Source organism: Comamonas testosteroni (assembly GCF_014076415.1).
Lineage (GTDB): Bacteria > Pseudomonadota > Gammaproteobacteria > Burkholderiales > Burkholderiaceae_C > Comamonas > Comamonas testosteroni_F.
This window is the reverse complement of the sequence record NZ_CP043568.1, coordinates 5,664,369-5,677,669: the sequence shown is the minus strand read 5'-3', so window position 1 is coordinate 5,677,669 and position 13,301 is coordinate 5,664,369. Positions and strand designations below refer to the sequence as shown.

The 13,301-nt window shown below is 52.4% G+C and carries 4 protein-coding genes, 4 tRNA genes and 6 rRNA genes; 10 read left to right on the top strand and 4 right to left on the bottom strand.

Going from position 1 to position 13,301, the window contains the following annotated elements; translation table 11 throughout:
- Nucleotides 1–350 precede the first annotated feature (350 nt).
- From F0P97_RS26160 to rrf (F0P97_RS26115), 10 genes are all read left to right on the top strand, one after another.
- Nucleotides 351–1,883 (top strand): 16S ribosomal RNA (locus F0P97_RS26160).
- 93 nt (nt 1,884–1,976) lie between these two features.
- A tRNA-Ile gene (locus F0P97_RS26155) sits at nt 1,977–2,053 on the top strand.
- A 28-nt stretch (nt 2,054–2,081) separates the two neighbouring features.
- A tRNA-Ala gene (locus F0P97_RS26150) sits at nt 2,082–2,157 on the top strand.
- Between the two features lie 371 nt (nt 2,158–2,528).
- A 23S ribosomal RNA gene (locus F0P97_RS26145) occupies nt 2,529–5,406 on the top strand.
- Between the two features lie 165 nt (nt 5,407–5,571).
- Nucleotides 5,572–5,684: ribosomal RNA gene (gene rrf, locus F0P97_RS26140) — 5S ribosomal RNA — on the top strand.
- Between the two features lie 351 nt (nt 5,685–6,035).
- A 16S ribosomal RNA gene (locus tag F0P97_RS26135) occupies nt 6,036–7,568 on the top strand.
- 93 nt (nt 7,569–7,661) lie between these two features.
- A tRNA-Ile gene (locus tag F0P97_RS26130) sits at nt 7,662–7,738 on the top strand.
- Between the two features lie 28 nt (nt 7,739–7,766).
- Nucleotides 7,767–7,842: transfer RNA gene (locus F0P97_RS26125), tRNA-Ala, on the top strand.
- Between the two features lie 371 nt (nt 7,843–8,213).
- Nucleotides 8,214–11,091, top strand: a 23S ribosomal RNA gene (locus F0P97_RS26120).
- Between the two features lie 165 nt (nt 11,092–11,256).
- Nucleotides 11,257–11,369 (top strand): 5S ribosomal RNA (gene rrf / locus F0P97_RS26115).
- Together the 16S, 23S and 5S rRNA genes with 4 tRNA genes alongside form the textbook arrangement of a ribosomal RNA operon.
- 175 nt (nt 11,370–11,544) lie before the next feature.
- On the opposite strand, the gene F0P97_RS26110 is transcribed toward rrf (F0P97_RS26115), so the two are convergent.
- The 4 genes from F0P97_RS26110 to F0P97_RS26095 form a co-directional block, all read right to left on the bottom strand.
- Nucleotides 11,545–12,312, bottom strand: coding sequence for a class II glutamine amidotransferase (locus F0P97_RS26110; protein WP_182284938.1), 768 nt, complete (start codon nt 12,310–12,312; stop codon nt 11,545–11,547).
- Between the two features lie 157 nt (nt 12,313–12,469).
- Entirely contained in the window at nt 12,470–12,658 is a 189-nt protein-coding gene (locus F0P97_RS26105) for a 4-oxalocrotonate tautomerase (protein ID WP_003060524.1), read from the bottom strand.
- A gap of 80 nt (nt 12,659–12,738) precedes the next feature.
- Nucleotides 12,739–12,927 carry a 4-oxalocrotonate tautomerase gene (locus F0P97_RS26100; RefSeq protein ID WP_182284937.1) on the bottom strand — a complete coding sequence of 63 codons (189 nt, stop codon included), beginning with the start codon at nt 12,925–12,927 and terminating at the stop codon, nt 12,739–12,741.
- Nucleotides 12,928–12,981: 54 nt separating this feature from the next.
- The gene (locus F0P97_RS26095; RefSeq protein ID WP_182284936.1) at nt 12,982–13,200 is read right to left on the bottom strand and encodes a cysteine-rich CWC family protein; all 219 of its coding nucleotides are present in this window, start codon (nt 13,198–13,200) and stop codon (nt 12,982–12,984) included.
- Between the last annotated feature and the right edge of the window lie 101 nt (nt 13,201–13,301).

Sequence of the window (13,301 nt, the reverse complement as noted above, 5' to 3'; positions counted from 1 at the left end):
CTTACGCCAAAACGCCTGGCTCACGCCAGGCGTTTTCTTCTCCCTCCTTGTGCTAAGGGGCGAGAAGAAAACGCAAAAACGTTTTAAAAGTGCTGTGAAAACAGTGCTACAATAGAAGGCTTCGCTGATCGCAGCAAGCAACGAGATTCAAGATCGGTTCTTCTGATTTTGTACTCGGTTCCTTAAAAAAATACAGCCGATAAGCGTGGGCGTTTGAGGGCAAGCAGCCAGTTCTTCGGAACAAACTCTTCGGAGTTATCAAACGCTCACAAAAACAGTAATGAGGAAGAATTTATTCTTCTTGATTCCGTCAAGTGAGTGAGCAGTCGAAAGACTTTAAATTCAAGATCGAACTATAGAGTTTGATCCTGGCTCAGATTGAACGCTGGCGGCATGCTTTACACATGCAAGTCGAACGGTAACAGGTCTTCGGATGCTGACGAGTGGCGAACGGGTGAGTAATACATCGGAACGTGCCTAGTAGTGGGGGATAACTACTCGAAAGAGTAGCTAATACCGCATGAGATCTACGGATGAAAGCAGGGGACCTTCGGGCCTTGTGCTACTAGAGCGGCTGATGGCAGATTAGGTAGTTGGTGGGGTAAAGGCTTACCAAGCCTGCGATCTGTAGCTGGTCTGAGAGGACGACCAGCCACACTGGGACTGAGACACGGCCCAGACTCCTACGGGAGGCAGCAGTGGGGAATTTTGGACAATGGGCGAAAGCCTGATCCAGCAATGCCGCGTGCAGGATGAAGGCCCTCGGGTTGTAAACTGCTTTTGTACGGAACGAAAAGCCTGGGGCTAATATCCCCGGGTCATGACGGTACCGTAAGAATAAGCACCGGCTAACTACGTGCCAGCAGCCGCGGTAATACGTAGGGTGCAAGCGTTAATCGGAATTACTGGGCGTAAAGCGTGCGCAGGCGGTTTTGTAAGACAGTGGTGAAATCCCCGGGCTCAACCTGGGAACTGCCATTGTGACTGCAAGGCTAGAGTGCGGCAGAGGGGGATGGAATTCCGCGTGTAGCAGTGAAATGCGTAGATATGCGGAGGAACACCGATGGCGAAGGCAATCCCCTGGGCCTGCACTGACGCTCATGCACGAAAGCGTGGGGAGCAAACAGGATTAGATACCCTGGTAGTCCACGCCCTAAACGATGTCAACTGGTTGTTGGGTCTTAACTGACTCAGTAACGAAGCTAACGCGTGAAGTTGACCGCCTGGGGAGTACGGCCGCAAGGTTGAAACTCAAAGGAATTGACGGGGACCCGCACAAGCGGTGGATGATGTGGTTTAATTCGATGCAACGCGAAAAACCTTACCCACCTTTGACATGGCAGGAACTTACCAGAGATGGTTTGGTGCTCGAAAGAGAACCTGCACACAGGTGCTGCATGGCTGTCGTCAGCTCGTGTCGTGAGATGTTGGGTTAAGTCCCGCAACGAGCGCAACCCTTGCCATTAGTTGCTACATTCAGTTGAGCACTCTAATGGGACTGCCGGTGACAAACCGGAGGAAGGTGGGGATGACGTCAAGTCCTCATGGCCCTTATAGGTGGGGCTACACACGTCATACAATGGCTGGTACAAAGGGTTGCCAACCCGCGAGGGGGAGCTAATCCCATAAAGCCAGTCGTAGTCCGGATCGCAGTCTGCAACTCGACTGCGTGAAGTCGGAATCGCTAGTAATCGTGGATCAGAATGTCACGGTGAATACGTTCCCGGGTCTTGTACACACCGCCCGTCACACCATGGGAGCGGGTCTCGCCAGAAGTAGGTAGCCTAACCGCAAGGAGGGCGCTTACCACGGCGGGGTTCGTGACTGGGGTGAAGTCGTAACAAGGTAGCCGTATCGGAAGGTGCGGCTGGATCACCTCCTTTCTGGAAAAATGCTGCTTCAAATTGAACGTCCACACTTATCGGTTGTTGGAACAAGCCAGGTGGCCTGCTGAGTGACGGCGGGCTGCATGGAATGGGTCTGTAGCTCAGCTGGTTAGAGCACTGTGTTGATAACGCAGGGGTCGTTGGTTCGAGCCCAACTAGACCCACCAAGATTCCAATATCTGGTCAGAGGATCCCGGGGGATTAGCTCAGCTGGGAGAGCACCTGCTTTGCAAGCAGGGGGTCGTCGGTTCGATCCCGTCATCCTCCACCAAAAATGATAGCGCTAATGGTGCTATAATCGAAGGCTTCCCAATACAAAAGCAGTCTTGCAAAGACTGCTTTTGTATTGATCGAAACGTCGATCAATTGGCTGTTCTTTAAAAATTCATAGAGTCGAAATCAGCGTTGCTGGTGGAAAGCACAAACCAAGGTTTGTGCACCGTGCCGCCAGCAACATTTTGATTGCGTCAAAACAGATATTTTGCGAATGCAAATGTATCTAGTAATGACGAATATTCTCTAAGCTGTATCGAAAGATGCAGCCAAAGATATTCACATTACGGCATAACGCGTGAGGTGCAAGACCTCACCAGTCTTTGAACACCAGGCTTTGATTCTCGACGAGAGAGTCCAAAGTTATAGGGTCAAGTGACTAAGAGCATATGGTGGATGCCTTGGCGATGATAGGCGACGAAAGACGTGATAGCCTGCGATAAGCTTCGGGGAGCTGGCAAATAAGCTTTGATCCGGAGATTTCTGAATGGGGGAACCCACCTCGCAAGAGGTATCGTGCACTGAATACATAGGTGCACGAAGCGAACCTGGAGAACTGAAACATCTAAGTACCCAGAGGAAAAGACATCAACCGAGATTCCGATAGTAGTGGCGAGCGAATTCGGAAGAGCCTTGCAGTGATAGTCGATCAGTTAACAAAACGGCATGGAAAGGCCGACCATAGTGGGTGATAGTCCCGTATGTGAAAACCGATCGGTGGTACTAGGCTGCAGACAAGTAGGGCGGGGCACGAGAAACCCTGTCTGAATATGGGGGGACCATCCTCCAAGGCTAAATACTCATCATCGACCGATAGTGAACCAGTACCGTGAGGGAAAGGCGAAAAGAACCCCGGGAGGGGAGTGAAATAGATCCTGAAACCGTATGCTTACAAAAAGTCGGAGCCCTTAGGGGTGACGGCGTACCTTTTGTATAATGGGTCAGCGACTTACATTCAGTGGCAAGCTTAACCGAATAGGGGAGGCGAAGAGAAATCGAGTCCGAATAGGGCGACTAGTCGCTGGGTGTAGACCCGAAACCAAGTGATCTATCCATGGCCAGGATGAAGGTGCCGTAACAGGTACTGGAGGTCCGAACCCACTAATGTTGCAAAATTAGGGGATGAGCTGTGGATAGGGGTGAAAGGCTAAACAAACTTGGAAATAGCTGGTTCTCTCCGAAAACTATTTAGGTAGTGCCTCAAGTATTACCGTCGGGGGTAGAGCACTGTTTAGGCTAGGGGGTCATGGCGACTTACCAAACCTATGCAAACTCCGAATACCGACGAGTACAGCTTGGGAGACAGAGCACCGGGTGCTAACGTCCGGACTCAAGAGGGAAACAACCCAGACCGCCAGCTAAGGTCCCTAAAATTGGCTAAGTGGGAAACGAAGTGGGAAGGCTAAAACAGTCAGGATGTTGGCTTAGAAGCAGCCATCATTTAAAGAAAGCGTAATAGCTCACTGATCGAGTCGTCCTGCGCGGAAGATGTAACGGGGCTAAGCCAGTTACCGAAGCTGCGGATTTGCAATTTATTGCAAGTGGTAGGAGAGCGTTCTGTAAGCCTGTGAAGGTGTCTGGTAACGGATGCTGGAGGTATCAGAAGTGCGAATGCTGACATGAGTAGCGTTAAAGGGGGTGAAAAGCCCCCTCGCCGTAAGCGCAAGGTTTCCTACGCAACGTTCATCGGCGTAGGGTGAGTCGGCCCCTAAGGCGAGGCAGAGATGCGTAGCTGATGGGAAACAGGTCAATATTCCTGTACCGATCAATAGTGCGATGTGGGGACGGAGAAGGTTAGCTCAGCCAACTGTTGGATATGTTGGTTCAAGCCTGTAGTCGTGCCTGGTAGGCAAATCCGCCAGGCTTAGATGAGGGGTGATAACGAGTCTGCTTGCAGACGAAGTGAGTGATACCCTGCTTCCAGGAAAAGCCACTAAGCTTCAGCTATTGACGACCGTACCGCAAACCGACACTGGTGCGCGAGATGAGTATTCTAAGGCGCTTGAGAGAACTCAGGAGAAGGAACTCGGCAAATTGACACCGTAACTTCGGGAGAAGGTGTACCCCAAGTAAGTGAAGTTGTACAAACGGAGCTCAAAGGGGTTGCAAAAAATTGGTGGCTGCGACTGTTTAATAAAAACACAGCACTCTGCAAACACGAAAGTGGACGTATAGGGTGTGACGCCTGCCCGGTGCTGGAAGATTAAATGATGGGGTGCAAGCTCTTGATTGAAGTCCCAGTAAACGGCGGCCGTAACTATAACGGTCCTAAGGTAGCGAAATTCCTTGTCGGGTAAGTTCCGACCTGCACGAATGGCGTAACGATGGCCACACTGTCTCCTCCTGAGACTCAGCGAAGTTGAAATGTTTGTGATGATGCAATCTCCCCGCGGAAAGACGGAAAGACCCCATGAACCTTTACTGTAGCTTTGTATTGGACTTTGAACGGATCTGTGTAGGATAGGTGGGAGGCTTTGAAGTGCGGTCGCTAGATCGCATGGAGCCAACGTTGAAATACCACCCTGGTGCGTTTGAGGTTCTAACCTGGATCCATTATCTGGATCGGGGACAGTGCATGGTAGGCAGTTTGACTGGGGCGGTCTCCTCCCAAAGCGTAACGGAGGAGTTCGAAGGTACGCTAGTTACGGTCGGACATCGTGACGATAGTGCAATGGCATAAGCGTGCTTAACTGCGAGACTGACAAGTCGAGCAGATGCGAAAGCAGGACATAGTGATCCGGTGGTTCTGTATGGAAGGGCCATCGCTCAACGGATAAAAGGTACTCTGGGGATAACAGGCTGATACCGCCCAAGAGTTCATATCGACGGCGGTGTTTGGCACCTCGATGTCGGCTCATCTCATCCTGGGGCTGTAGTCGGTCCCAAGGGTATGGCTGTTCGCCATTTAAAGAGGTACGTGAGCTGGGTTTAAAACGTCGTGAGACAGTTTGGTCCCTATCTTCCGTGGGCGCTGCAGATTTGAGGAAGCCTGCTCCTAGTACGAGAGGACCGGAGTGGACACACCTCTGGTGTACCTGTTGTCACGCCAGTGGCATCGCAGGGTAGCTAAGTGTGGAAGAGATAACCGCTGAAAGCATCTAAGCGGGAAACTCGTTTCAAGATGAGATCTGCCGGGGCCTTGAGCCCCCTGAAGGGTCGTTGTAGACCACGACGTTGATAGGCTGGGTGTGGAAGCGCAGCAATGCGTTAAGCTAACCAGTACTAATTGCCCGTGCGGCTTGACCCTATAACTTTGGGTAAGCCTGGAAAAATAAAGACAGAACGCAAGTTCTAGTTATGCCGAAAAAGCGCAATCGAAAAGCTGATTGAAGACTCTATGAATTCGTTGGACTGAGGGTGAGCGAGATTAAGAAGTTAATCGAGGCGCCGTCAATCTGACAAAAAGTTTATGCCTGATGACCATAGCAAGTTGGTACCACTCCTTCCCATCCCGAACAGGACAGTGAAACGACTTAGCGCCGATGATAGTGCGGGTTCCCGTGTGAAAGTAGGTCATCGTCAGGCTCTTACGCCAAAACGCCTGGCTCACGCCAGGCGTTTTCTTCTCCCTCCTTGTGCTAAGGGGCGAGAAGAAAACGCAAAAACGTTTTAAAAGTGCTGTGAAAACAGTGCTACAATAGAAGGCTTCGCTGATCGCAGCAAGCAACGAGATTCAAGATCGGTTCTTCTGATTTTGTACTCGGTTCCTTAAAAAAATACAGCCGATAAGCGTGGGCGTTTGAGGGCAAGCAGCCAGTTCTTCGGAACAAACTCTTCGGAGTTATCAAACGCTCACAAAAACAGTAATGAGGAAGAATTTATTCTTCTTGATTCCGTCAAGTGAGTGAGCAGTCGAAAGACTTTAAATTCAAGATCGAACTATAGAGTTTGATCCTGGCTCAGATTGAACGCTGGCGGCATGCTTTACACATGCAAGTCGAACGGTAACAGGTCTTCGGATGCTGACGAGTGGCGAACGGGTGAGTAATACATCGGAACGTGCCTAGTAGTGGGGGATAACTACTCGAAAGAGTAGCTAATACCGCATGAGATCTACGGATGAAAGCAGGGGACCTTCGGGCCTTGTGCTACTAGAGCGGCTGATGGCAGATTAGGTAGTTGGTGGGGTAAAGGCTTACCAAGCCTGCGATCTGTAGCTGGTCTGAGAGGACGACCAGCCACACTGGGACTGAGACACGGCCCAGACTCCTACGGGAGGCAGCAGTGGGGAATTTTGGACAATGGGCGAAAGCCTGATCCAGCAATGCCGCGTGCAGGATGAAGGCCCTCGGGTTGTAAACTGCTTTTGTACGGAACGAAAAGCCTGGGGCTAATATCCCCGGGTCATGACGGTACCGTAAGAATAAGCACCGGCTAACTACGTGCCAGCAGCCGCGGTAATACGTAGGGTGCAAGCGTTAATCGGAATTACTGGGCGTAAAGCGTGCGCAGGCGGTTTTGTAAGACAGTGGTGAAATCCCCGGGCTCAACCTGGGAACTGCCATTGTGACTGCAAGGCTAGAGTGCGGCAGAGGGGGATGGAATTCCGCGTGTAGCAGTGAAATGCGTAGATATGCGGAGGAACACCGATGGCGAAGGCAATCCCCTGGGCCTGCACTGACGCTCATGCACGAAAGCGTGGGGAGCAAACAGGATTAGATACCCTGGTAGTCCACGCCCTAAACGATGTCAACTGGTTGTTGGGTCTTAACTGACTCAGTAACGAAGCTAACGCGTGAAGTTGACCGCCTGGGGAGTACGGCCGCAAGGTTGAAACTCAAAGGAATTGACGGGGACCCGCACAAGCGGTGGATGATGTGGTTTAATTCGATGCAACGCGAAAAACCTTACCCACCTTTGACATGGCAGGAACTTACCAGAGATGGTTTGGTGCTCGAAAGAGAACCTGCACACAGGTGCTGCATGGCTGTCGTCAGCTCGTGTCGTGAGATGTTGGGTTAAGTCCCGCAACGAGCGCAACCCTTGCCATTAGTTGCTACATTCAGTTGAGCACTCTAATGGGACTGCCGGTGACAAACCGGAGGAAGGTGGGGATGACGTCAAGTCCTCATGGCCCTTATAGGTGGGGCTACACACGTCATACAATGGCTGGTACAAAGGGTTGCCAACCCGCGAGGGGGAGCTAATCCCATAAAGCCAGTCGTAGTCCGGATCGCAGTCTGCAACTCGACTGCGTGAAGTCGGAATCGCTAGTAATCGTGGATCAGAATGTCACGGTGAATACGTTCCCGGGTCTTGTACACACCGCCCGTCACACCATGGGAGCGGGTCTCGCCAGAAGTAGGTAGCCTAACCGCAAGGAGGGCGCTTACCACGGCGGGGTTCGTGACTGGGGTGAAGTCGTAACAAGGTAGCCGTATCGGAAGGTGCGGCTGGATCACCTCCTTTCTGGAAAAATGCTGCTTCAAATTGAACGTCCACACTTATCGGTTGTTGGAACAAGCCAGGTGGCCTGCTGAGTGACGGCGGGCTGCATGGAATGGGTCTGTAGCTCAGCTGGTTAGAGCACTGTGTTGATAACGCAGGGGTCGTTGGTTCGAGCCCAACTAGACCCACCAAGATTCCAATATCTGGTCAGAGGATCCCGGGGGATTAGCTCAGCTGGGAGAGCACCTGCTTTGCAAGCAGGGGGTCGTCGGTTCGATCCCGTCATCCTCCACCAAAAATGATAGCGCTAATGGTGCTATAATCGAAGGCTTCCCAATACAAAAGCAGTCTTGCAAAGACTGCTTTTGTATTGATCGAAACGTCGATCAATTGGCTGTTCTTTAAAAATTCATAGAGTCGAAATCAGCGTTGCTGGTGGAAAGCACAAACCAAGGTTTGTGCACCGTGCCGCCAGCAACATTTTGATTGCGTCAAAACAGATATTTTGCGAATGCAAATGTATCTAGTAATGACGAATATTCTCTAAGCTGTATCGAAAGATGCAGCCAAAGATATTCACATTACGGCATAACGCGTGAGGTGCAAGACCTCACCAGTCTTTGAACACCAGGCTTTGATTCTCGACGAGAGAGTCCAAAGTTATAGGGTCAAGTGACTAAGAGCATATGGTGGATGCCTTGGCGATGATAGGCGACGAAAGACGTGATAGCCTGCGATAAGCTTCGGGGAGCTGGCAAATAAGCTTTGATCCGGAGATTTCTGAATGGGGGAACCCACCTCGCAAGAGGTATCGTGCACTGAATACATAGGTGCACGAAGCGAACCTGGAGAACTGAAACATCTAAGTACCCAGAGGAAAAGACATCAACCGAGATTCCGATAGTAGTGGCGAGCGAATTCGGAAGAGCCTTGCAGTGATAGTCGATCAGTTAACAAAACGGCATGGAAAGGCCGACCATAGTGGGTGATAGTCCCGTATGTGAAAACCGATCGGTGGTACTAGGCTGCAGACAAGTAGGGCGGGGCACGAGAAACCCTGTCTGAATATGGGGGGACCATCCTCCAAGGCTAAATACTCATCATCGACCGATAGTGAACCAGTACCGTGAGGGAAAGGCGAAAAGAACCCCGGGAGGGGAGTGAAATAGATCCTGAAACCGTATGCTTACAAAAAGTCGGAGCCCTTAGGGGTGACGGCGTACCTTTTGTATAATGGGTCAGCGACTTACATTCAGTGGCAAGCTTAACCGAATAGGGGAGGCGAAGAGAAATCGAGTCCGAATAGGGCGACTAGTCGCTGGGTGTAGACCCGAAACCAAGTGATCTATCCATGGCCAGGATGAAGGTGCCGTAACAGGTACTGGAGGTCCGAACCCACTAATGTTGCAAAATTAGGGGATGAGCTGTGGATAGGGGTGAAAGGCTAAACAAACTTGGAAATAGCTGGTTCTCTCCGAAAACTATTTAGGTAGTGCCTCAAGTATTACCGTCGGGGGTAGAGCACTGTTTAGGCTAGGGGGTCATGGCGACTTACCAAACCTATGCAAACTCCGAATACCGACGAGTACAGCTTGGGAGACAGAGCACCGGGTGCTAACGTCCGGACTCAAGAGGGAAACAACCCAGACCGCCAGCTAAGGTCCCTAAAATTGGCTAAGTGGGAAACGAAGTGGGAAGGCTAAAACAGTCAGGATGTTGGCTTAGAAGCAGCCATCATTTAAAGAAAGCGTAATAGCTCACTGATCGAGTCGTCCTGCGCGGAAGATGTAACGGGGCTAAGCCAGTTACCGAAGCTGCGGATTTGCAATTTATTGCAAGTGGTAGGAGAGCGTTCTGTAAGCCTGTGAAGGTGTCTGGTAACGGATGCTGGAGGTATCAGAAGTGCGAATGCTGACATGAGTAGCGTTAAAGGGGGTGAAAAGCCCCCTCGCCGTAAGCGCAAGGTTTCCTACGCAACGTTCATCGGCGTAGGGTGAGTCGGCCCCTAAGGCGAGGCAGAGATGCGTAGCTGATGGGAAACAGGTCAATATTCCTGTACCGATCAATAGTGCGATGTGGGGACGGAGAAGGTTAGCTCAGCCAACTGTTGGATATGTTGGTTCAAGCCTGTAGTCGTGCCTGGTAGGCAAATCCGCCAGGCTTAGATGAGGGGTGATAACGAGTCTGCTTGCAGACGAAGTGAGTGATACCCTGCTTCCAGGAAAAGCCACTAAGCTTCAGCTATTGACGACCGTACCGCAAACCGACACTGGTGCGCGAGATGAGTATTCTAAGGCGCTTGAGAGAACTCAGGAGAAGGAACTCGGCAAATTGACACCGTAACTTCGGGAGAAGGTGTACCCCAAGTAAGTGAAGTTGTACAAACGGAGCTCAAAGGGGTTGCAAAAAATTGGTGGCTGCGACTGTTTAATAAAAACACAGCACTCTGCAAACACGAAAGTGGACGTATAGGGTGTGACGCCTGCCCGGTGCTGGAAGATTAAATGATGGGGTGCAAGCTCTTGATTGAAGTCCCAGTAAACGGCGGCCGTAACTATAACGGTCCTAAGGTAGCGAAATTCCTTGTCGGGTAAGTTCCGACCTGCACGAATGGCGTAACGATGGCCACACTGTCTCCTCCTGAGACTCAGCGAAGTTGAAATGTTTGTGATGATGCAATCTCCCCGCGGAAAGACGGAAAGACCCCATGAACCTTTACTGTAGCTTTGTATTGGACTTTGAACGGATCTGTGTAGGATAGGTGGGAGGCTTTGAAGTGCGGTCGCTAGATCGCATGGAGCCAACGTTGAAATACCACCCTGGTGCGTTTGAGGTTCTAACCTGGATCCATTATCTGGATCGGGGACAGTGCATGGTAGGCAGTTTGACTGGGGCGGTCTCCTCCCAAAGCGTAACGGAGGAGTTCGAAGGTACGCTAGTTACGGTCGGACATCGTGACGATAGTGCAATGGCATAAGCGTGCTTAACTGCGAGACTGACAAGTCGAGCAGATGCGAAAGCAGGACATAGTGATCCGGTGGTTCTGTATGGAAGGGCCATCGCTCAACGGATAAAAGGTACTCTGGGGATAACAGGCTGATACCGCCCAAGAGTTCATATCGACGGCGGTGTTTGGCACCTCGATGTCGGCTCATCTCATCCTGGGGCTGTAGTCGGTCCCAAGGGTATGGCTGTTCGCCATTTAAAGAGGTACGTGAGCTGGGTTTAAAACGTCGTGAGACAGTTTGGTCCCTATCTTCCGTGGGCGCTGCAGATTTGAGGAAGCCTGCTCCTAGTACGAGAGGACCGGAGTGGACACACCTCTGGTGTACCTGTTGTCACGCCAGTGGCATCGCAGGGTAGCTAAGTGTGGAAGAGATAACCGCTGAAAGCATCTAAGCGGGAAACTCGTTTCAAGATGAGATCTGCCGGGGCCTTGAGCCCCCTGAAGGGTCGTTGTAGACCACGACGTTGATAGGCTGGGTGTGGAAGCGCAGCAATGCGTTAAGCTAACCAGTACTAATTGCCCGTGCGGCTTGACCCTATAACTTTGGGTAAGCCTGGAAAAATAAAGACAGAACGCAAGTTCTAGTTATGCCGAAAAAGCGCAATCGAAAAGCTGATTGAAGACTCTATGAATTCGTTGGACTGAGGGTGAGCGAGATTAAGAAGTTAATCGAGGCGCCGTCAATCTGACAAAAAGTTTATGCCTGATGACCATAGCAAGTTGGTACCACTCCTTCCCATCCCGAACAGGACAGTGAAACGACTTAGCGCCGATGATAGTGCGGGTTCCCGTGTGAAAGTAGGTCATCGTCAGGCTCTTACAGTGAAAACCCCGTAGTCGAAAGATTACGGGGTTTTTTATTGGGCGCTTCAAAATGAGGAGCGCTTGTCGTAGGCTGGCAAAGCATTACAGCCGTAAAAATACCGGAAGCCTATAAAAAGAGAGCGCCTGGCGCTCTCTTTTTATTTATCAATTCCGGCCTGGCGCACTTCAATAAGGCGCCGCCTGGCCATGAACGAACACTCTCAGCTCGCCGTTCTGGAAGGGGACCCATTGCTCGTTCTGGGTCAGAGGGGCGGTGACGATGATGGCTACCTTGTCCTGAGGCGTGGTTTCGCGGGAGAAGTCCACACTGAGGTCTTCGTCGGACAGCTGTGCCTGGGAGAAGGGATGCCTGCGCTCGATGTAGCAGAGGTGGGTTGTGGCATGGGCCCAGAGCGCTTCACCGTTGGAGAGCAGGAAGTTGAAGGTGCCGTGCGGAGCGATCTTCGCGGCCAGCTCGCGCAGGGTGTGGGTCAGCTCTTCGATGCTGGGCACGCCGGCATGGGACTTCCACAGCTCCTGCATGATCCAGCAGAAGGCCTGTTCGCTGTCCGTGTTGCCAATGGGCTGGAAGTGGGCATGAAGCTTGGGGGCGAAGTTCTTGAGATCGCCGTTGTGCGCGAAGACCCAGTTGCGTCCCCAGAGTTCGCGCACGAAGGGGTGGCAGTTCTGCAGGCTGACCACGCCCTGGGTGGCCTTGCGGATATGGGCTATGACGTTGGTGCTCTTGATCGGGTATTCGCGGATGAGCTTGGCGATCTGGGAGTCGACGGCGCGTTCGTGATCGACGAAGTGGCGCAGGCCCTTGTCTTCGAAGAAGGCGATGCCCCAGCCGTCGGTGTGGTCGCCGGTGTTGCCTGCGCGCTGCGTGAAGCCTGAGAAGCTAAAGCGCACATCGGTAGGCGTGTTGCAGTTCATTCCAAGCAGCTGGCACATGGCTTCGTCATATCTTTCAAGCAAAAAAGCTTTATAGCCCAAGAATCTATGGACGATCTCGTCAATGATGGTGCTGTATGGCCGAGATCGTCAACCGCTCTCGGGCCGGCATGAAAAAAGCAGCCTAAGCTGCTTTGTGCAAGAGGGCGGCGATGGCCTATTCGCGGTCCAGCCAGAGCTTGCCGCCGGTGGCCCAGTCGTGACGCTTGATGTCGGTGATGATGATGTCCACCGATTCGGGCGAGCCGCCCAGCACTTCAACGCTGACGCGGGTGATTTCTTCGACCAGCTTGCGCTTTTGTTCGACGGTACGGCCTTCCATCATTTCGACATGGTAGGTGGGCATGTGCAGGTTTCCTTGCTGACTTGGGGTTGGGGAAAAAGGTCCATCATAAGGCCGGGCGGGTCAAGAGCCGTCCGGGCTGGTCAGCCTTGCTCCGACCAGAGCTTGCCGCCGGTGGCCCAGTTGTGGCGCGGCACGTCGGTGATGATGATGTCCACGGACTCGGGCGCGCTGCCCAGCACCTCGGTGGTCACGCGGGTGATTTCTTCGGCCAGCTTGCGCTTTTGTTCAACGCTGCGGCCTTCAAACAGTTCAATGCGATAGGTGGGCATCAAGGTCTCCTTGCTGATGTGGAATGCCCGAACTGCAAAGCGGTGAACGCAGGATCAGGCGGGGTTGGAATCGTCGACGACCGGCCGCGCGCAGGCGGGGCAGATGCAGGCCTTGCCGCGTGCGTCTGCGGGCAGCTTCTCCAGCGCGTCCCGGGAAACCGGGGTCTGCATGCACCAGCAGCTCTGCGGCGGCAGGCCGGCGCTGATGGCGCACTGGTTGGGCTGGCCGCACAGAGGGCAGCGGCTGGCGTCTATGAGGGGATCGATGGGCATGGCAGCAGTGTAGAAGCCATACCGCTGCGCTAGTGGGGAGGCCAAGAAAAATGCACTCGATGTACTGACATGGAGTGCATTTTTTGGATAGCTGCTTGCGC

Excerpts from the sequence above, each read along its gene's own strand:
- F0P97_RS26110 (WP_182284938.1), bottom strand. The coding sequence starts at position 12,312 with ATGTGCCAGCTGCTTGGAATGAACTGCAACACGCCTACCGATGTGCGC.
- F0P97_RS26105 (WP_003060524.1), bottom strand. The coding sequence starts at position 12,658 with ATGCCCACCTACCATGTCGAAATGATGGAAGGCCGTACCGTCGAACAA.
- F0P97_RS26100 (WP_182284937.1), bottom strand. The coding sequence starts at position 12,927 with ATGCCCACCTATCGCATTGAACTGTTTGAAGGCCGCAGCGTTGAACAA.
- F0P97_RS26095 (WP_182284936.1), bottom strand. The coding sequence starts at position 13,200 with ATGCCCATCGATCCCCTCATAGACGCCAGCCGCTGCCCTCTGTGCGGC.